General features: G+C 60.1%; 21 protein-coding genes. 10 read left to right on the top strand and 11 right to left on the bottom strand.

Features of this window, described 5'->3' with window-relative positions; translation table 11 throughout:
* Positions 1 to 3: 3 nt before the first annotated feature.
* From RAS12_RS03975 to RAS12_RS03965, 3 genes are read right to left on the bottom strand one after another with little or no spacing between them, the layout of a single operon-like run.
* Positions 4 to 804, bottom strand: a complete 801-nt coding sequence (locus tag RAS12_RS03975) for a hypothetical protein (protein ID WP_306945345.1) — start codon at positions 802 to 804, stop codon at positions 4 to 6.
* Positions 805 to 817: 13 nt separating this feature from the next.
* Entirely contained in the window at positions 818 to 1,582 is a 765-nt protein-coding gene (locus RAS12_RS03970; protein ID WP_306945343.1) for a hypothetical protein, read from the bottom strand.
* A 55-nt stretch (positions 1,583 to 1,637) separates the two neighbouring features.
* Entirely contained in the window at positions 1,638 to 1,910 is a 273-nt protein-coding gene (locus tag RAS12_RS03965; RefSeq protein WP_306945341.1) for a hypothetical protein, read from the bottom strand.
* A 157-nt stretch (positions 1,911 to 2,067) separates the two neighbouring features.
* Here RAS12_RS03965 and RAS12_RS03960 point away from each other — a divergent pair, with 157 nt between their 5' ends.
* Complete coding sequence (locus RAS12_RS03960; RefSeq protein ID WP_306945339.1) at positions 2,068 to 2,661, top strand: BPSL1445 family SYLF domain-containing lipoprotein; 594 nt, start codon at positions 2,068 to 2,070, stop codon at positions 2,659 to 2,661.
* 13 nt (positions 2,662 to 2,674) lie between these two features.
* Here the strand turns inward: RAS12_RS03960 and RAS12_RS03955 are convergent, their stop codons facing one another.
* Positions 2,675 to 3,316 carry a glutathione S-transferase family protein gene (locus RAS12_RS03955; RefSeq protein ID WP_306945337.1) on the bottom strand — a complete coding sequence of 214 codons (642 nt, stop codon included), beginning with the start codon at positions 3,314 to 3,316 and terminating at the stop codon, positions 2,675 to 2,677.
* Positions 3,317 to 3,718: 402 nt separating this feature from the next.
* Between RAS12_RS03955 and RAS12_RS03950 the strand changes: the two genes are divergently transcribed.
* Entirely contained in the window at positions 3,719 to 4,093 is a 375-nt protein-coding gene (locus RAS12_RS03950) for a hypothetical protein (protein WP_306945335.1), read from the top strand.
* A 55-nt stretch (positions 4,094 to 4,148) separates the two neighbouring features.
* Complete coding sequence (locus RAS12_RS03945) at positions 4,149 to 4,649, top strand: hypothetical protein (protein WP_306945333.1); 501 nt, start codon at positions 4,149 to 4,151, stop codon at positions 4,647 to 4,649.
* Between the two features lie 11 nt (positions 4,650 to 4,660).
* Here the strand turns inward: RAS12_RS03945 and RAS12_RS03940 are convergent, their stop codons facing one another.
* Positions 4,661 to 5,140 (bottom strand): carboxymuconolactone decarboxylase family protein, encoded by a 480-nt coding sequence (locus RAS12_RS03940; RefSeq protein ID WP_306945331.1) that lies wholly within the window; start codon positions 5,138 to 5,140, stop codon positions 4,661 to 4,663.
* 33 nt (positions 5,141 to 5,173) lie between these two features.
* Entirely contained in the window at positions 5,174 to 5,923 is a 750-nt protein-coding gene (locus RAS12_RS03935) for an SDR family oxidoreductase (protein ID WP_306945330.1), read from the bottom strand.
* Between the two features lie 198 nt (positions 5,924 to 6,121).
* On the opposite strand from RAS12_RS03935, the gene RAS12_RS03930 reads away from it, so the two are divergent.
* On the top strand, positions 6,122 to 7,705 hold the full coding sequence (locus RAS12_RS03930) for a winged helix-turn-helix domain-containing protein (RefSeq protein ID WP_306945328.1): 1,584 nt from the start codon (positions 6,122 to 6,124) through the stop codon (positions 7,703 to 7,705).
* 20 nt (positions 7,706 to 7,725) lie between these two features.
* Here the strand turns inward: RAS12_RS03930 and RAS12_RS03925 are convergent, their stop codons facing one another.
* Positions 7,726 to 8,565 (bottom strand): AraC family transcriptional regulator, encoded by an 840-nt coding sequence (locus RAS12_RS03925; RefSeq protein ID WP_306951294.1) that lies wholly within the window; start codon positions 8,563 to 8,565, stop codon positions 7,726 to 7,728.
* A gap of 157 nt (positions 8,566 to 8,722) precedes the next feature.
* Here RAS12_RS03925 and RAS12_RS03920 point away from each other — a divergent pair, with 157 nt between their 5' ends.
* Complete coding sequence (locus tag RAS12_RS03920) at positions 8,723 to 9,268, top strand: carboxymuconolactone decarboxylase family protein (RefSeq protein ID WP_306945326.1); 546 nt, start codon at positions 8,723 to 8,725, stop codon at positions 9,266 to 9,268.
* A 50-nt stretch (positions 9,269 to 9,318) separates the two neighbouring features.
* Here the strand turns inward: RAS12_RS03920 and RAS12_RS03915 are convergent, their stop codons facing one another.
* Positions 9,319 to 10,281 carry a GlxA family transcriptional regulator gene (locus RAS12_RS03915; protein ID WP_306945324.1) on the bottom strand — a complete coding sequence of 321 codons (963 nt, stop codon included), beginning with the start codon at positions 10,279 to 10,281 and terminating at the stop codon, positions 9,319 to 9,321.
* 104 nt (positions 10,282 to 10,385) lie between these two features.
* Here RAS12_RS03915 and RAS12_RS03910 point away from each other — a divergent pair, with 104 nt between their 5' ends.
* From RAS12_RS03910 to RAS12_RS03890, 5 genes are all read left to right on the top strand, one after another.
* Positions 10,386 to 11,120 carry a GNAT family N-acetyltransferase gene (locus RAS12_RS03910; RefSeq protein WP_306945322.1) on the top strand — a complete coding sequence of 245 codons (735 nt, stop codon included), beginning with the start codon at positions 10,386 to 10,388 and terminating at the stop codon, positions 11,118 to 11,120.
* Between the two features lie 147 nt (positions 11,121 to 11,267).
* Entirely contained in the window at positions 11,268 to 12,569 is a 1,302-nt protein-coding gene (locus RAS12_RS03905) for a UDP-N-acetylglucosamine 1-carboxyvinyltransferase (protein ID WP_306945320.1), read from the top strand.
* A 127-nt stretch (positions 12,570 to 12,696) separates the two neighbouring features.
* A complete protein-coding gene (locus RAS12_RS03900) occupies positions 12,697 to 13,641 on the top strand; it encodes a hypothetical protein (protein ID WP_306945318.1) in 945 nt (314 codons plus the stop codon).
* A gap of 278 nt (positions 13,642 to 13,919) precedes the next feature.
* Entirely contained in the window at positions 13,920 to 15,503 is a 1,584-nt protein-coding gene (locus RAS12_RS03895) for a coiled-coil domain-containing protein (RefSeq protein ID WP_306945316.1), read from the top strand.
* A 49-nt stretch (positions 15,504 to 15,552) separates the two neighbouring features.
* The gene (locus tag RAS12_RS03890; protein ID WP_306945314.1) at positions 15,553 to 16,545 is read left to right on the top strand and encodes a hypothetical protein; all 993 of its coding nucleotides are present in this window, start codon (positions 15,553 to 15,555) and stop codon (positions 16,543 to 16,545) included.
* Positions 16,546 to 16,606: 61 nt separating this feature from the next.
* Here RAS12_RS03890 and RAS12_RS03885 read toward each other — a convergent pair whose 3' ends face one another.
* The 3 genes from RAS12_RS03885 to RAS12_RS03875 all read right to left on the bottom strand — a co-directional run bounded on the left by RAS12_RS03885 (position 16,607) and on the right by RAS12_RS03875 (position 19,650).
* Positions 16,607 to 17,896, bottom strand: a complete 1,290-nt coding sequence (locus RAS12_RS03885; RefSeq protein WP_306945312.1) for an acyl-CoA thioesterase/bile acid-CoA:amino acid N-acyltransferase family protein — start codon at positions 17,894 to 17,896, stop codon at positions 16,607 to 16,609.
* Between the two features lie 9 nt (positions 17,897 to 17,905).
* A complete protein-coding gene (locus RAS12_RS03880) occupies positions 17,906 to 18,892 on the bottom strand; it encodes a Bug family tripartite tricarboxylate transporter substrate binding protein (RefSeq protein ID WP_306945310.1) in 987 nt (328 codons plus the stop codon).
* Between the two features lie 218 nt (positions 18,893 to 19,110).
* Positions 19,111 to 19,650: a lipocalin family protein gene (locus RAS12_RS03875; RefSeq protein ID WP_306945309.1), complete on the bottom strand. Its 540-nt coding sequence runs from the start codon at positions 19,648 to 19,650 to the stop codon at positions 19,111 to 19,113.
* Positions 19,651 to 19,664: the final 14 nt, after the last annotated feature.

The raw sequence follows: 19,664 nt of genomic DNA, 5'->3' as shown, positions 1-19,664 counted from the left end.
TGGTCACAAGTGCCGATGGCTGCACGTTGCTGGCTGACCGATCAGCTCGCCAATCAGCGCCGCCAGACCTTCCGCGCTGGCGCGATCCAGCCCTTCTGCGCGCACCATGCGAAAGCCCATTGCCAGGCTGAAGTGCCAGTCCAGTTCGAAGATGCGGTAGCTCTGCCCGGTCTCTTCGCAATGCCACTGCGCGGCGGGATTTTCGAAGGCTTGGCCAATGAAATCCACATGCGAGTCAAAGGGCGGCAGCGATTCCAGGGGCTCGTCTGACCCTGGCAGGCTGGGTTCAGACAAGTTTTCACCAACGGCCACGTTGGGGTTGGCGCTGTCGTAAGCCAGCAGCATCAAGGGAATCTGCTGGGAATCCGCGTCATAGGCCTCCCGGCTGTCGGCGCTAAGGTACGGTCGGGCGGCTGCGCCCAGGCAGTATTGCGGGCTGTGCCAGTCGCTGCCTTCAGCGTCGGCGTATAGAGGGTCTGGCGTAACGCCGTAGGTCGCCAGCAGCGCGAGCGTCTCTTCCATCGTGTCGTTATGGCGGATCGGGATAGTAGCGGGCAGATAGCCAGCACGCACATACATCGCAACGACATCGCCTGGCGTTCTTATTTGTTCCTGGTGCTGATACGAGCCTTCGTTAAGCGCGGCAAGTCCAAAGCTCAGGTTCAACAGTGCGCGATACGGGATGCGGTCGCCGCGCGGCTCCACGATAAATCCGCCTTCCAATAACCGAGTTTCCAGCGCAGGCCAATCGGGCGGCGGCAAATGAAAATCGCGAGGAAAAATGAATTGGTGGTGTTCGGACATTGAATGGATTCCCTCACAAAGCCGGTGATGAAAAAACACCAGACCAAGCCCGGTTCAGTTCCGCCGCATCCGCTTCCGATACGCATTGCGGCGCGCCCTGCGCCATGGCGGCATACAGCATTGCGTTGCAGGCATCTCGCCATAGCGGCTTTAGTACAACCTCTGTTTCGCCATCTTCTTCGTACTGGCTGAAGGCGTCGTCGCCGTCTATGTCTTTGGCTCGCTGCCAAACCAAAGTATGAATCAGAAGAAAACCAGAGTGAATGGGTGACCGCTGCTTGTCAGGTCCGCTGGATGTGGCGAGCGTGCCGCACCACTCGTCTGCGTGCATGGACCGCTTGTCGCCGCGGGAATGCGCCCATTGCATCCAGGCTCTGCCATAGGCAGACGCGGCAGCTTCATCCACATTGCTTGCCAGCGCTTCCGCCTGAGCGCGCGACAGGCTTGTGATAGCCGAGCAGATATCAAACACCGCAACGCCGTGCGGACCGAACAAGACGGACAGCGGCAGCTCTTCCAATAGTTCGAGCGCTGCGGCGCGCCAATATCCCGGCTTGGCGACCAGGCCCGACATATCTCCAAGCACTGTGACTTGAACGCGCCACAGCTTGCCCGGCCAATGGCTGCCGATGGTGATCGTGGATAAGGCTTGCTCCACCACCATCCAGGGCGGAACCGCATTCGCAAGTGTGACCTGCGTGCCTGTTCTTTTCAGGGCAGGTGACTGGTCGGGATAGTCAAACCAATAACCTTCCAGAGGTGGCGTGGGGAGCGTCATGGAGAGCGTCGTCAATGAAATCGACGGCCAGTATAGCCAGCATGCTGCGGTGCAACTACGCTGCCGTGACCTCGCCCCCGCAATGCCTGCATACGCGCGCGTCTCGAAGCACCCGACCGCCGCATTTTGGGCATTCAATGTGGGTGGGCAAGATAGGTTGCCGCGCATGGGGCGACCGGTCGGCAATGACCATCAGGAAGATGCCCGCCAGAGGAGGACTGATCAGGCAGGCAAGTATCGTCCAGCCAAAGCCCTTGCGGCCGCGGCCAGACGCCATGACGCCGACCACCAGGGCCAGCACGATCCAGACGAGAATAAATGGAAACATAGCGCGATGTTAAACCGCCTTCGGGCGGCTTTTTTTTTCCCATGGCGCAACCAGAACTCGGCTGCAAGGCCGCCAACGAGAGTAATCTGCTTGCCAGGGCGTAGCCCCATTTGAATTTCCCGTCTGCAAATTCGTCTGCATCCCAAAGGAAACGCTAATGAACAAGATCATTTCAACCTTGCGTAGGACCACCCTGGCAGCGGTAACGCTTGGCGTGGCGGGCGTGCTGTTCGCAGGCTGCACAACGAATGGTCCCCAATCAAAGGCCACCTCGGCCGAGAAGCGGCAGGAACTGAACGCCGCTACGTCGGCCACGCTATCCAAGCTGTACGAAGCTTCGCCGCAGTCCAAGCAGTTGGTTGAACGCGCGCGCGGCGTGCTGGTGTTCCCCTCGGTGCTGAGCGGCAGCTTCATCGTGGGCGCGCAGTATGGGTCGGGCACGTTGCGGGTAGGTGGAACAGACACCGCCTACTACAGCATTACTGGCGGTTCGATCGGCTTTCAAGCGGGTGCACAGTCCAAGGCCATGGTGCTGTTGTTCATGACGGATGACGCCCTGGCCAAGTTCCGCGCCAGCAGCGGCTGGACGATCGGCGCCGACGCCACCGTCGCCGTGGCGAATGTTGGCGCCAATGGCAGCATTGACTCCAACACCGCGCAGCAACCCATCGTGGGCTTCGTCATGAACAACGGCGGCCTGATGGCCGGTGTGTCAGTGGACGGCAACAAGATCTCGCCGCTGGTGCTGTAAGGCCGCCTGACTGTCAGGTCAGCATCGGCGTCATTCCCGGGTCGCCTTTTTTCATGGCCCGGCGATACGCTTCACGGGCGCCGATGCGCTGAAGATAAGCCAGGATGTTCGGATACGGCGACAAATCGAACGGGTAGAACGCCCGCATCGTCGTCAAGGAAAACACCGCCACGATATCGGCGGCGGTGAGCGACTCGCCCGCCAAATACGCCGTCTTACTCAGTTGCTGATCCACCAGGGCCAGCGCCTGCTTGCGGCGCGCGTCCGCGAATTGGGCGACCGGCTTGTCCGCAGCCACTTCGGCCCGGGCCAGAACCATGCAGCGCATCAGGCTGGGCTGAAACGAGCCATTGGCGAAGTGGAACCAATAGAGATAGTCGGCAAAGGCCGGATCACTGGGCGGTACGGTCAGCGCGCCATTGCCGTACTTGGCCAGGATGTATTCCACGATGGCGGTGGACTCCGCCAACACCGTATCGCCGTCCGTAATGATGGGCGCCGTGCCCAGCGGATGCAGCGCCTTGTACTCGGGCGGCCCCAGGCGAGTGACGGGGTCCCGCTCATACACTTTCAGTTCGTACGGGATGGCGAGTTCTTCGCACAGCCAGACGATGCGTTCGGACTGCGATATTCCCAGATGGTGGACGGTCAGCATGCGGACTCCTGTGTAAGCGCAACGGTGAGTTTACGGGTTAACGAATTGATACATCCCATCGAAAGCCGGTAATTTTTCGTCGCAATCAGCATGGTAATTTAAGCGCCCGTGGCTGTCCTCGTCCGAGGACGGCGCTGTCCTTTGCCACTTTTACTCATCACCATGCCTACGACGCTTGATCGTCACACAACTTCCGCCAAGAAACCGCAGCGGATGTTTCGGATAGTTCCCTTGCTATGCGGGCTGGCCTTGGTTTCGGCTTCGCCGATTCTCTCGGCGCAGACTGACAGCGCGCCTCGCGCACATGGCCCGGCACATCAAAATAGCGCCCCGGCCCCGCAGAATATTGCGCCGCAAAATAGCGCCCCCGTCCAGCAAAACAACGCCACCGCCCTGGCGCCTGTGACGAAAACCGACATCAAGAACCAAGCCGCATATGAACGCCTGTTGAACAACAGCGGCGTCACCGTGCAATGGTTGTGGTCGGCTCAGCGCGGCAAACTCAATGCCAAGGATGTGAACGACGTCGTTCGTATCGATGGCGAACAGGCCAACTTTGAAGGCACATTGAAGATCAACGGCGAAGTCGTCTCGATCGACAGCGACCGCTTCGTCTTCCGCGGCACGATCCTGATTCTGGATGCCCCGGAAAAAGGCCGCCGCTGCGAACGCACGGGCGACTACGAATTCCGCGCGACGGGCAAGCGCAAATACTGGCGCCTCCAGCAGATGGAAACTTGCGGCAGGCTGACTGATTACGTCGATATTTATTACTAAACCGGCGTGCATGCCTAGTACTGTGTGCCGCTAGACCCACTACTCGGAACTCCTGATGCCTCCTGTCGCAATCAAGTGGCTTTCCAGCATTGTCATTGGCCTGCTCGTAGGCAGAGCCTCTTTCAGCCTGGTGAATCCTTTCCTGATCATGGCATTTGGGCTGAATGACGCGACGGGGTCTTACACCCCGTCTGATTCCGCCACCGTGGACACCATGCAGATGACGGGCGGCATTATTTCCTTGCTGATCACGGCGATCGTGGCGATTGCGCTGGCGCGCATTGCCAATATCCGCCGTTTGATCGGCTGGGGCTGCGTGCTGCTGGGCGTTACCTTGCTGCTGACCATGCCGGCCAGCATGCTGTTGATGGACCCATCCGCGCACCAAGCCGCCACGGCTGGCGCACGGGCCGCCAACGACGCCAATACCGCGCTCTTCTTTTGGGCGCTGATTTTTGGCCTGCCTTATATCGGCGGAGGCTTGCTGCTGACCATCGCGGGTGCGATCCTGATCCGCAAAAATCCTGGCAAGACGGATCAGAACGCCGTGGCCTAGCGCCTGAGAGATCAGGCCAGGCCAGACTTATCCACGCCAAACGCTTTGTCGTAGATGCCGGGCGGCACCTGGAAACCCACGTTGACACGGTTCCACGCGTTGATGGACATCACCAGGAAGGTCAAGTCCGACAGTTCCTTTTCGGACAATTGCTCGCGGACCCTTACATAGATCTCATCCGACACGCCCGTTGCGGGGATGCTGGTCAACGCTTCGGTCCAGGCTAAGGCGGCGCGTTCGCGCGGGCTGAATAACGTGGATTCGCGCCACACGGCCACATGATGCAAACGCAACGCCCGTTCGCCGTGCTGCGTGGCTTCTTTGACGTGCATATCTACGCAGAACGTGCAGCCGTTGATTTGAGAAGCCCGGATGTCCACCAGATCGCGGATGGACGTCTCGATGGCGGAGTCCTGTAGCGCAAGGCTGAAGGCCACGAATTTCTTGAAGAGTTCGGGGGACTGTTTTTGGTAATCGATACGTTGGGTCATGTTGAATCCTGAAAGTGAAGTTGCGGGTCTGTGCTAGGCCGATGCGCGGCTCAGCCAATTTTGAAAGCGCGTCGGACCGATACGCGGGTGGTCGCTAGCAACCAACGACCGGTCATCCAGTTCACTGCCGAAGTAGCGGGCATGAACGTCGGCAATGACTTCACGCTGATCGCCGCGCGAAGCGAGAAACTTGCGGGCCAGTTCGTCCAGCGGGAAGTGGTCGGGCCCAGCCACTTCAGTAGTGCCATTCAAGGGCGCGCCGGCCGCCAGATCTGCGATTGCGGCCGCGACATCGTCCGACGCAATCGGCTGAATCAAGGCGGGAGACAAGCGGATCGCGTCGCCATCCGCGCCTGATTTGACGATGCCTTCAACAAATTCAAAGAACTGGGTGGCGCGCAGAATCGTGTAGGGAACCTTGGACGCCTTGATCAGCTTTTCCTGGGCCACTTTGGCACGGAAGTAACCGCTGTCTGGCAGGCGGTCCGTGCCTACGACGGACAACGCCACGTGGTGCTCAACGCCCGCTTCCACTTCGGCGGCAAGCAGGTTCCGGCCAGACGTTTGGAAGAATTCCATGACAGCCTGATCTTCGAACGAGGGCGAGTTCGACACATCGACGACAACCTGCGCGCCCTTCAACGCGTTGGCCAGCCCTGCGCCAGTCAGAGTGTTCACGCCGGTGCCGGGCGACGCCGCCACCACCTCATGGCCATTGTCGCGCAGCCTCTTCACAACGTTTGATCCGATCAGGCCAGTGCCACCTATAACGACTATCTTCATGTCCATCTCCTGGGTTCGCTAGCGATCTTCCGTATTGCGGTGATCGATGGATGCAGTATCCTTGGCGGCCGGACAAAAGACTTTGCCGGCGCCTTGGATTTCCCTTGGTTTTCCCTTGGGAATATGTCCAGGAACCCGGGCCATTACCGTGTTATCTACCGCAAGCCCGGCGCGTATGTACGGCAGATGGAGCCCCGGATGCGATTGGTGTTTGACGACTGCGTGGTGGACCTGGACCGCCGGGAACTGTCCCGTGGGTCTCTGGTCGTTGCCACCGCCCCCCAGGTGTTTGATTTGCTGGTTTATCTGGCACAGCACCGCGATCACGTGGTCAGCAAAGATGAGCTGATCGATGCCGTCTGGGGCGGCCGCATCATCTCGGAATCCACGCTTGCCAGCCATATCAATGCCGTGCGCAAAGCCGTTGGTGACAGCGGCAATGAACAGCGTGTGGTTCGGACCATTCCCCGCAAGGGGTTCCGGTTTGTCGCCAATATCGATTCCAGCCTGCCAAGCCCAGAAGTCGTACCGCCCGATTCAGCGGCGCCAGCGCAAGCCGAGGTTGCGGCCCCCACGCCCGCCCTGCCCGCCAAACCCTCGATTGCTGTCCTGCCATTTGTAAATCTAAGCGGCGACCCGGAACAGGACTATCTGGCCGATGGCGTAGTGGAAGACATCATTGCTGCGCTGTCGCAACATCGCTGGCTATTCGTCGTGGCGCGCAACTCCAGCTTTACCTACAAGTCTCGCGTGGTGGACGTGAAGCTTGTGGGCCGCGAATTGGGTGTGCGCTACGTGCTGGAAGGCAGTTGGCGTACGGCGAAGAATCGCGTCCGCATCACCGGCCAGTTGATCGACGCGACAACCGGCGCGCACCATTGGGCGGGCCGCTTTGAAGGCGTGCTGGACGACATATTCGAGTTGCAAGATCAGGTCACGCAGAGCGTAGTCGGCGCGATCGCGCCGCAGCTGGAACGGGCTGAGATGGAACGCACCCGGCACAAGCCCACCGGCAGCCTGGACGCCTACGACCACTACCTGCGCGGCATGGCCCAGCTGCATCAGGGCACGCGGCAAACCATAGACGAGGCCCTGCAACACTTTCATCAGGCCATCCACGTTGACCCGGAATATGCGTCGGCGTACGCGATGGCCGCGTGGTGCCACTGCTGGCGCAAGGTGAACGGCTGGATGGCCGATCGCGAAGGCGAGATGGCTGAAGGGACGCGTCTTGCGCGCCGCGCGGTCGAGCTGGGCCGAAGCGACGCAGTCGCACTGACCCGCAGCGGCCATGCTCTGGGACACTTGGCGGGCGACCTGCCGGGCGGCATTGCGTTGCTGGACAAGGCGCTGGTGCTGAATCCCAACTTGGCAGCAGCCTGGTTTCTGAGTGCATTTCTCAGGCTGTGGCATGGTGAAACCGACGCAGCCATCGAGCACTTTGCGCATGGTATGCGCCTGAGTCCGCTGGACCCTGAGCTGTACCGGATGCAGGCGGGCATGGCCGTCGCCCACTTGTTCATGGGGCGCTACGACACCGCCTTGTCGTGGTCGGAAAAAGCCTTGCGGGAACTGCCAAGTTTTCTGATGGCGACCGCCGTCATTGCCGCCAGCCACGCCCTGGCCGGGCAGACTACCCAGGCGCGGCGTGCGATGGAGCAGGTACGCTCGCTGGACCCCGCTTTGCGGCTTTCCAACATTTCCGATTGGCTGCCCATACACCGGCCTGAGAATCTGGCGACGTTGGTGGACGGGCTTAGGCAAGCCGGGCTGCCGGAATAAATCCGGCCATCCGGCAAGCCTCAAGGGTTGGCGGCAAGCCATACGCGCGGAGACGCACCCATGCGTTGCCGGAACGCCTTGGACAACGACGACGCGCTGGCAAAACCCAATTCCGCCGCAATCAGCTTTACTGATCGGCCAGAACGCAACATCGATGCGGCCAGGCTCAGACGCCAATCGGTCAGATACGCGGCGGGGGTGGTTCCCGTAGCGGCCTTGAATGCCGCGGCGAAAGCGCTGCGCGACATACCGGCAATGGCAGCCATCTGCTCCAGATTCCACTCCTCGTAAGGAGACTGATGCAGGGCGACAAGCGCGCGGGCCAAGCGGGGGTCGGACAAGCCCATGACCAGCCCGCTCGTTACTCCCACTGCGGACGGCTGATCCAGAATCCACCTGAGCAATTGAATCAGCACGACTTCAAACAGGCGGTCGGCCAGCAGGCGGGAGCCGCAGCGCACCTGATCCGCTTCGGCAAAAAGCAAGTCCAACGCGGGCCGCAAGCCGTCCACCGCCGCCAGCGGCACACGCACCACCGGCGGCAATGACTGGACGATGGGATTGCGTTCGCCGCCATCGAAATCCAGCGCCGCGCAAGTGAAATCGGACCCGCCCACGGGGGGATTGATGAATTCATGGCGCAAGGCTCGCGGGTAGAAAAGCAACGTGGGCTCGGTGAGCACCATGCTTGCAGAACCGGCGGCGCCCGGGTGCCGAACTTCCATTTCGCCCTGGCGCAGCACATGCAGAAAACCCCGGCCCGGTATGGCATCAAAGGTCTGCACCCCACACAGCGCGCCCGTATGAAACAAGCTCGCGCGCACGCGAAACCGGTCCAGCAGCGCTGACAGGCGGTCTATTGGAGCCGCGACGGGATCAATCATGACTTGGACGAATGGACATGTTTATTGGACGTTATCGCACCTTGCATCCACGTATTGTACGTACGATTCCAATCACTAGCCGCCTTTGGCGTATGTCTTTTCAACGAACGTCCTACTTTCAGGAGCCGTCACCATGTCGCGAATTTCCCTTATCGATTCCAGCAACACCACTGCCGACCGTCAAGCGCTGCTGACTCAGATCCACGGCGCCTTTGGCGCCACGCCCAATATGTTCAAGGCCGTCGCCAATTCGCCCGCCGCGCTGAAAAGCATGTGGGGCGCGTTTGGCGCCTTGGGCGGTGGCGTGATTGCACCCAAGCTGGGCGAGCAGATCGCGGTGGCCGTTGCCGACCGCAATGCGTGCGAATACTGCCTGGCAGCCCATACGGCGTTGGGCCGCAAAGCCGGGGCCAGCGCCGAAGAAATGTCGGCTGCCCAAGCGGGCAGCGCTGCGGACCCCAAAACGGCGGCGGCATTGCGCTTTGCGCTGCAACTGGTGGAAGCGCGCGGCCAGGTCAGCGACGCAGACGTGCAGGCCATACGCGCCGCGGGCTTCAATGATGAAAAGATTGTTGAAATCTTGGCGCATGTTGCACTGAATCTGTTCACGAACTATGTGAACGTGGCCTTTGCCGTGCCGGTGGATTTTCCTGGGGTGAAACTGCGGCGGAATGCGTAAGCCGAATAAGCCGCATGAGCCGTACAGGGCGCAAAAACCGCAACACGGTTTTAAGCGCCGCGCAATTCCCGCACGCCGCGCCCCAAACGGCGGCGCAGCAAGGTGCGTAGCGTTGCGCCGTCGGCATAACCGACTTGTGCGGCAATGGCCTCGATGTTGAGCCGGGTAGTGCGTAGCAGATGCACGGCCCGCTCAACACGCAGGTCCTGGAAGTAAGACAGCGGAGACTTGCCCAGCACGGCTTCAATCCGGCGCTGCAAGGTGCGGGTGCTGGTCGCCAGGGCCTCTGCCGCCGCATCCAGTGAAAAGCCTTGGGCCAGCCGGCTTCTGGCCCAGCGTTCAAAGCGTTCAACCAAGGGGTCGGCCCGCGCCAGATGGTCTGGAATCATGTAGGGCGCCTGAGACGGCCGGGCATCCACCAGCAGATAGCGGACAACGACCGACGCCAGCGCGGGACTGGCTTGATTCAAGAGCCACAACGCCAAGTCCAAATGTCCCATGGCGGCGCCTGCGGTGGTGAAATCACCAGAGGGCACCATCATGCGCCCGCTGTCCAGCCTGACCTGCGGATAGCGTTGCCGAAACAGCGGCGCCAGCCACCATGACGTTGTGGCCTCTTGACCATTCAACAGCCCCGATTCCGCCAGCACGAATGTGCCGATGCACGCCGCAGCGATCTTCACGCCTTCGGCATGGCTTTGACGCATCAATTCCATGGCGTCGGCTACGTCGCGCCGCGCCAGCGCTGGCAGCAATTGTTCCGGCATTTTGGTGGCAATAGCGGGCAAGACCAGCCAATCCGGCTTACCCATGGCACTGGCGGGTTCGACGGGCACACGCAAGCCCAGCCCGGTGCGCACGTCGCGGCGCATCCCGATCACCTTGATGTCAAACGGCGGGCTGGCGGCGGAGCCCTCAAGCGCGGCCAGTTCGTTGGCAGTGGTGAACGCGTCAAGAATCGCGGACAAGCCGGTATCGAAACAGCCGTCCAGCGCCAATACGGTTAATCTCATGGCGGAAATGACTCCATAAATGTCATTTACGACAATAGAGCGGCCGCTGATTCCTGTCTACATTAGGGGCTTGGACGCATTTGGCGTTAACGACAGGAACCAGTATGAAATCCGCTCTTCCCCATCCTCTCGACAATCCCGTGTGGACAGCGCTTTCCACCGCGCAGACTCATCTGCGGCAGGGCGATGGCCTGGCTTGCCGTTATCCGTCCGATGTGGCTCCGTTCGCGGCATTGGAAACGCATACCCCGGATGCCTGGCAGGCGCTTGGACGGCTGCTGCTACCGGGCGAGCAAGTCGCCCTGCTGTCTGAGGCGCCTGCCGCCCCCGGCCCCCAATTTGGAACGCAATCAGTGGGCGTCATCCATCAAATGATGGCCGGTGGCCAGGCGCTCGCAAATGTGAACAGGCCTGACGCCAGGACGCTTGCGCCGGCCGATCTGAAGCACCCTGACTCCATGACGCTGACGCTGGCCGATGCGCAAGACATGCTTGATCTGGCCCAAAAAACCAAACCCGGTCCGTTCTGCGCTCGCACCCGCGAGATGGGCCGCTACATTGGCATCCGGGATCAAGGTCGGCTGGTCGCCATGGCGGGCGAACGGATGCACCCAGCGGGATACGTGGAGATCAGCGCAGTCTGTGTGGATCAAGACTGGCGCGGTAAAGGCATTGCCGGGCGGCTGATTTCGCAGCTGCACGCCCGCATCCTGCAACGAGGCGAGACGCCGTTTCTGCATGTGCTCAGCACCAATCACAATGCGATCGCCTTATATGAACGGCTGGGATTCACATTGCGAAAAACGTTTTTTCTGACGCTGATCGGGCACGCGAAGTAATGCACCGCCGGGGGGGCTGGGCGACTCAAGCTGCGGTCTCGTGCGGTTTTGATACGTTTGAAATACTCCGTCCCCCATCTGCCTGGCGCGACGCCGGTACAATTCCGGGCGCTTTCCTTCTTTTTCTATCCCGGCCGCCCTCTCCCCATGTCCAATCTCATCGTCCACGGTGGCACGCCTTTGCGCGGCCGCGTTATTCCTTCGGCCAATAAAAACGCCGTGCTTCCCATTCTGTGCGCCACGCTGCTAACCGATCAGCCGTTGCAACTGCACGGGGTGCCGGACATTACCGATGTCCGCAAGATTCTGGACATTTTCCGTACGCTGGGCAGCCGCGTTCAACTGGACGAAACCACCCGCACGTTGCACCTGCACCACCGCGACACGGCCTTTGACGCCGCGACGCACCGGCTGCCAGAGGAAATGCGCTCGTCGATCATGCTGGTGCCGCCGCTCTTGGCGCGCTTTGGCGTGGCGCGGCTGGAAGATAACGTCAAGGGTTGCACGCTGGGCGTGCGCGAGATCGATCCGCACGTGGACATCTTCCGCTCGTTCGGCGGCGAAGTGGAACGCGCCAGCGGCTCACTGCTGGTACGCAGCAGCGGCCCGCTCAAGCCTACGCACCACTGGCTGGACTATGCGTCCGTCACCACGACCGAGAACTTCGTGCTGTGCGCGGCGGCGGCCGAGGGCGAGTCCACGCTGACCAATGCCGCGTCCGAACCGCACGTGCAGGAATTCTGCCGCTTCATGGCGATGATGGGCGCCGATATTGATGGCATTGGCACATCGCGCCTGACGGTGCGCGGCGGCGCGCGCCTGGGCGGCGGCGAGTTCACATTTGAAGAAGACTTCCACGAAATCACGACCTTCCTGGCGCTGGGCGCGATCACGGGCGGCGACGTCATCGTGCGCAACAGCACGCCGGGTAATTTCCCGCTGATCGACCGCACCTTTGCCAAGTTTGGCGTGCAGATCGAACACAAGGACGGCTGGTCGCGCGCACTGCGTTCGGGTCCGCTGAAAGTGCAGACGCCCTTCACCAGCAACGTGTTGACGAAGGTCGAGGCTGCGCCGTGGCCGTATTTTCCGGTGGACCTGTTGCCGATCTTTATTGCGCTGGGCGTGTGCGCCGAGGGCAATGCGATGTTCTGGAACAAAGTCTATGACGGCGCGCTGGGCTGGACGGGCGAGTTGTCGAAGTTCGGTGCGCACGTGTTCTCGTCGGACCCGCACCGCGTGGTGACGTTTGGCGGCAATCCGCTGACGCCTGCCGTGGTGGAAAGCCCCTACATCATCCGTGTCGCGATCGCGTTGTTCATGGTGGCCAGCAGCATCAAGGGCCGCTCTGAAATCCGCAACGCCACACCGATCCGCCGCGCGCATCCGCAGTTTGTGGAAAACCTGCGCAGCCTGGGTGTGCAGGTGGAGTGGGAAACCGAAGAGTAAAGCCGTTCGCTTTTTGAACATCACGTGAAAAGCACCAATTTCAGTGATGTTCAGGTTTGCCGCCAAAGCCTAGTCTGCAGCAAGTTCCAACACGCCCCAATGTAGCTGGGGGCACTCGGGAGACGGCATGCAGGATCAGATCAGCTCGAACGGCAACCAGACTCTTGATATCGGCGTCCGCACGATTCAACGAGACTACGACTCCCTGATAGCGCATCTGCAAGCCAACGATGTGCTGTCAGCTCAGACTGCAATCGCGGCGCTCAAGAAAAACATCGAGTCCATGAAAGTGCTGAGCGGCTTCACAAAGGGAGCCGCTCTGGCCACTCAGGGCGTGATACAGCACATGATCAAGGGTTTGATCGACCTGATGACGGATACCGAGTCCAGCATCAGGTCTTTAACGGCCCAAAAACGAGACGTGCAGGCCAACCGGCAACAGCTGGAAAAGGTGTTGGCAGACAAGCTGCAAGCGCTTCACGCCCTTGAAATGCAGATTGAAAAAGCCCGGCTGGACCTTGAAGCAAAGGAACGCGAAAAGGCGGCTAAGCGAAGTTCCAATATCCCCATTTGGAAATGGCTCAAGCGAGGCTTCTACGCCGCATTGGACGCAATCAACGCGGCCATTGACGCGCTTAAACGCGTATTGCATCTGGCCCGTGATCAACAGAACGGGCTTGAACGCGAACTTGCCGATCTGGCGAAAGACAGCGCTGCGTTGAAACTTGCATTGGAAAAGCTGGAGACACGGCGCCAGACGCTGCAAACCGAGCTTGATCAGCTGGGTCTGGTCAAGCAGTCGCTGACCGACGTCAAGCAATACATGCAGGTCCAACTCGTGTTCTTCAACGATGTTGCGAATTTCTACGCGCGGGCAGCCACCCGTTGTGAAAGCGTCGCCTACGACATAGACGATGTCCGCGAAATCATCCTGTTGCTGGACGATGACACCCCCGTCATCGACTACTTCGAAAGCACCCGTATTGAACGGCTGTCGCTACTAAGCGCCGTGACCCGATTCGACCAGATGGTCATCTCGGCATATCACGCGCTTGAGGCCAGCCCGGCCTGATCTTCCCCCCCTCTTTTTGCGCGTCAGGGCGAAAGCCGCCTCGCCGCTACCATCTCGCGCCACAGGCGCGCGGGACATCTTGTGCATTGAACTTTCAGCGTCAACCACGGAGAAGCCTCATGGCAACCGAATACGAAGTCCTCATCGTTGATAACCGCACATACGTTCTGAACGAACGCCCTTCTGCCGCCGACGTGCTGGTCGTGCAAAAGCAAAAGGAAATCCTGGGCACACTGCGCCTGGATACCGTGATCAACAATCTGGATCTGTGCGTGGATATGTACCGGCTGGCCTATATAGGCGCCACGGCCGCCAACTCTGGCGTGGTGAAGACCAAGGTCATTGATCTGCAAAGCGAATTCGGCAAGTTGTGCGTATTGGCCAACGAAACCATGATGACGCTTCAGGACAGTTGCCAGCAAACGCTGAAGCTGCTTGACGCTGCCTATGCCTACCTGATCCAGGGTAGAGACCGCGTGGCCATCGCGAAATTGGCGCATTGCGCGGAACAGGCCTTGAGAATGTCGGCCGCTTCGGAAAAATTGTCCGATCAATTTCTCGACTTGCAAAGCAAATCCGCCGAGGCAAAAAGTGAAGCTGCCATGGCCCATGCGTCAGAAGAGGAGAAGCGCCGTCAAGCTTTGCAAGACATACAGAAACTGAAGGGCGAGCTGGAGGGCTGCCGAGTCACGATAGAGGACCTTGCCCAGCAGCTTGAGAAGAACAACGCGGCACAGGCCAAGGCCGAGAAAGAGCTGTCGGCCGACAAGAAGCGCGGCTTTGCCCTGAGCATCATTTCATTGGTGAGCGGCGTCGCCGCAGCTGGCTTGCAAACCTATGCGCAGGCACGCAACCCCTTGTCGGTGCTGGTCGCGCAGAAACAGACCGGCACTTTGGATAACGCCGAACTCAATCAAATAACCGAGAAGTGGCAAGCGGCGGAGAAGCAGCGCACTGTCATCAGCAATACACTGAAAGACCTTACCCGCCAGCTTTCATCCGCGAAAGAAACCATCGCGCTTAGCGAGAAGGAAATCAAGGAGCTGCAAGCGCAGCCAGAGGCTGCCACGAAAGAAAAGGACAAAGATGCGGCGAAGCCGCTTGGCAAAGACAAACTGATTGCAGACAAGCAAGCGACGATTCAAGCCCAGACTGAAATCGTCTCGCGCCTGGAGACGGAAATCCAGGATCTGAAAAAGCAATCGGACTCGGCCAGCATCACTTGCAGCGCCCTGAGCGACTCTGCCCGGAAGCTGGCGGAGGGCACCGACAATATGGCCAAGCAGTCATTTAGCGCCGCCGAGCAATCCCAGTCCACCCTTGAAAAGCTCATGGACACCGAACGCGCCGTCAACCAGCAACGCAACGACCTGCAAATGAAGAAGGGCGGATTGGTCGGGCAGTTGGCGGCCACCGAACTGGTGGGAAACAACGCCGAAGTTGCAGTCAAAGCGTTGCAGGTAGCGATGTTTGCAATCAGCCAGGTAATCGTGGCCTTGAATGATGCTGCGCTGTTCTGGCGGCAAATCGCGACAGCTTGCGAAAGCCTTGGAATCAATAGCCTGGACAAGCAGGTGATAGACCTGGAATCGCTGTCCAAGGATGAGCGCATCGAGGAATACAAATCGCAGATTTTTATGCTGTCCTACTTGGAGCACATTTGCTCTTGGGCTGCGCTATATGAAATTTCCCGTCAGTACACGGTCAGCGTCGAGCAATCTCGCACGCTGAATAACCAGCACATCCGGAATTCGATTGATGACCCGGCGGAAGCCGCAAAACTTGTCTCGCAACTGGCCAAATCCATCAATCAAAAGATATCGAAGCAAGCGGCGCAGGGGCTTGATGCGTTGACCGTCTGACCAGCCGCACAAACGGTCATTGCACATCATCAATCCAAGGACAACGTACATGCCCCCCTATCAAAGCGTGCGCTTCATCGGTCACAGCTTGTGTGCCGAGCCCATCCAGATTCAGCCCGGCCAACTGGCCTATATGGGCCTGAACGACCAGCAGGCCGACTACCATCAGCGGTGCCTAGTGGTGAACGAGGCGATCCAAACCGCCGTGCAGCATGTCCCCGTTGACCCGACATGCCTGACGATCTACATGATGCCGGAGTTCTTTTTCCGTGGTAACGCCGGAGCCTATCCGGTAGAGCGCTTATCGCAGATTGTGCTGTCATTGCAGCAGTTGGTTCGAGACGATACGTTCCAGGATTGGCTCTTTGTATTCGGCACCATTCTGTCAACAAGCCTCGACACCGAAACCGACAAAAACCAAGTCTATAACCATTGCCTCGTACAGAAAGGCGGCGCCACGTACCCGCTGGACCAAGGCCGGCTTGTCATCAAGGAATTCAAGTCCACCATCGACTTCATTCAATGGCAGCAGTTGTCCGCCACGGCAAGAGACTACGCGTTAGCAGACGAATACACCGCACACCTGGAAAGAGTGGCGCCGTTGATTCCCGGTCTTCGAAGCACCGAATGGCAGAAGCGCAACGACGATGGACATTGCATTTTTGTTCTGGACGGATTGACGATCGGGGTGGAGATCTGCCTGGATCATGCGGCGCAGAGAATCAGCGCATCCATGGCGCCGCCAGAGCTGGACATTCAACTCGTGACATCGTGCGGAATGCAGCTTCAGGATGGGTCGTTGAACTTGCGGGACGGAGGCGTGGCTTTTTGCACCGATGGCGCCACACAGGATGGGCATGTAGTGCAAGGCAATTGGCAAAAAACAGAGATGAGAACCCGTACAGGCAACCAAATCACGCACTTACAGGGAACAAACCACGGCCAATTCCAGGTCGTACCGCTGAACATTCCCGCCGCAGCGGCTCTCTTTAACGGCGGCGCAGGTAACTTGAAAATCTATCCGAGCTTTCCATTGCCCTAAGTTCAACGACTGGAGGCAGCATGCTGCCTTCAGTCGTTGATGCGCTGAAGAAGATTTCGCCCTACCCCGCCGCCCGGCCCAAGAACTCCAACACGGCCAGATACGACCCCTCGTTACCTGCGGCATTGGCCGCTGGCGTACCGCCCGCGTCCAGCAGCAAACCCGACATCGCGTGCGGTTTGCTGATCAGCGTGGCGGGCAAGTAGGGATAGTGCACGTGATGCCCTGCCCCCATGCAGACGTGATGAAACGTAGGCAAGCCGTGCGCCTGGCGCTGGCGCATCACTATTTCTGAATAGGCAGTGCTGGGCCAGAAGCCATCGTCCGATGCGCTGACCAGCATGACAGGCCCCGGGAAACGTTCCACCGGAATGCGGGCGCGCTCGAACGCGGCGCTGTCGCGGGTCGCGCTCAAGAAGGCGTGTGTCTGGCGATAAGGCGGCTCTGAGGCATAGGCGGCCTCCCAATCGGCGCTGGCGTTGTCTTGCCACAGATGCGGCAACGGTTCGCCAGCCTTGGTCCAGACTTGCGCGTTACGGCCCGTGCCGGGCGAACCGGCGCTGACCACGCCATGCGTCACCGGCGACGGCACGTATGCGACGACTGCGCTGACCAGTTCAGGATAGTGCGAAGCCACCAACAGCGATGTCTCGCCGCCGCGGCTGATGCCGGACAGCGCCACAAAACCGTCGCGCGGCGCAAGCTCTGCGCGCGCCCAGCGCAGCACATGCTCGAAGTATTCCAGCGGCATGTCGTTCAGGTATTTCGGCCGGCCTTCGTAGTTGAAGATGGCCAGCGCCAGGCACTGAAAACCGCGTGCGGCAAACAGCGCGGCGCGCGGGGCGTTGACGCCGCCAGACGAGCCGTTCATGTAGATCACCAGCGGATGCGGTCCGGGTCCGGCGGGCGTATAGAGTTCACCAGACAGCGCCATGCCGCCAACGTTTTCACGCACGGCGCGGTGGGTTACGCCTTCTTCCAGAAAGTCCTGCACCAGTTGCGCGGATGCGCTTTGCTTGCCGTCCGTGGCTTCGATCTGAATGACCAGCGGCTCGGTGCGGTCTGGCGGGAACACCACGCGGCTCATGTCTTCGCACACCATGGACCAAACGATGCCCATGGCCGAGGGTTCGGCGTAGCTGCCGGACACGGGGCTGTCGCGGCCCAGGTCCAGGCTGCCGTCGTGGCCCGCCATGAACACGGCTTGCGACCGCCACGGCGCGCCGCACATCTGCATGCTGGCGGTGACGGTGATGAAGGAGTAGGCGGGAAAGCCGTCAATGCGGATCTCTCGCGAGACATCGATCAAGGCGAATTCAGGGCTGACGGAAATACGGGGCTGTTCGGTCACAGTGCGTCCTTATGCTTTCAGATCGGTCTTGGGCACGCCATTGGCCTTGATGACCTGGGCCCACATGGCGGATTCGTCGGCGATGACTTTGTCCAGATCAGCAGATGACGTGAATTCCACGGTCACGCCCTGATCGGTAAATTGTTGTACCAGACTGGGATCGTTTGTGCCTTCACGCACGGCGTTCTCAAGCACTTTGACCACGTCTGCGGGCATGGCGGCGGGGCCGGAAATCATCATGCGCGTATACAGTTCAAAATCGTCCACGCCCGCCTCTTTCATGGTGGGCACGTCTGGCAGACTGGACAAGCGTTTGTCTGCCGTGACGGCCAGCACCTGCAACTTGCCCGCCTTGATGTTGGGCAGCGCCGACGTCGGAAAGTCGAACGTGCTCTGCACGGTGCCGGCCATCAGGTCCAGCAGCGCGGGGCCGCTGCCCTTGTACGGCACGTCTTGAAACTGCGTGCCGGTCTTGGATTGAAAGTGCAGCAGCGCCAGATGGTTGATCACGCCGCGGCCTGCGTGCGCGCAGGTCAGATCGCCGGGTTTTTTCTTGGCAAGCGCAATAAATTCCTGCACGTTTTTCACGCCCAGATCGGGGTGAACGATCAGCAGCATGGGAGATTTACCCATGGACCCCAGCTGTTTGAAGTCAGATGCCTGGTACGGCAGATTGTTGTACAGCAAGGGATTCAGGATCATCCCGTTGGTGCCGGCAAAGCCCAGCGTATAACCATCGGGTTCCGCACGCGCCACGGCCACGGTAGCGATGATGGCCTGGCCGCCCGGGCGGTTCTCTACCACCACATTGCTCTTCAATATCTTGCTCATGCGTTCGGCCAGCGCGCGCGCCGCAATGTCGGTCAGGCCGCCGGGCGCAAAGCCCACCAGCAGGCGGACGGGACGGGCGGGAAAGGTGTTCTGTGCCCAAACGGGGCGAGACATCAGGGGCAGCGCGGCAAGCGCACCCAGGGCATGGCGGCGGGTAAATCGCATACGGCTCTCCGAGCAAAGGGAAAGACCCCGCGTGCGCCCAGGCAAGCGCCGCGTGGCAGAACAAGGAATGGGGGAAGGACGCACAGGCCGCATGCCGAACGGCGGCGGTCACATTGCCAGTATGTTGTATGCAATACCGCGAATGGGCTATCTAGGGATATCCCGGTGCGCCCGGACGACGGGGCTAAAGATTCCGCGTAACGGTATTTGGTATGCGATCAAGGAGCTTTGGTGTCTGGCCAGCGCTGGGGGACCAGACGCAGCTGGGTCGTGTCATAACCCAGTTCACGCACTTTATCGACGAGCTTCGCGTAGTCCGCATCAGGCAGGCTAGGTGTGCGCGCCATGATCCAGACATAGTCGCGCTTGGAGCGCCCGATGATCGTTTGCTGATAATTGTCGTCCAGGTACGCAATCACATACTCGGCCTGAATGGGCCAGATGAACTGCATGCCCCAAATCGCGTTGCCCGTGCCCGGTTGCACGGTGCCCACCGGGTGCATGGTTTCCAGATCGGCGTCAAAGCTGCCGTGGCGGTAGCGGAAGGTGGTCTGTATGCGGCCATCCGGCAGCAAGGCGTAGGACTCGACCGCATTGAACGACTTGCGCTCGGGCCAACTGGGAATGCCAGCGATGACATACCAATCGCCCATGAACCGGTTGATGTCCACCTGTGCGACGGGCGGCATGGGCGGCGGGCTGCTGCACCCGGCCAACGCCGCCAAGGCCATGATTGAGGAACAAACGATCTTGCGCATGGCAGTCCTTTCTT

Source organism: Achromobacter seleniivolatilans (assembly GCF_030864005.1).
GTDB lineage: Bacteria > Pseudomonadota > Gammaproteobacteria > Burkholderiales > Burkholderiaceae_B > Achromobacter > Achromobacter seleniivolatilans.
Note: the sequence above shows the minus strand (reverse complement) of the source record. Positions and strands in the feature narration are given on the sequence as shown.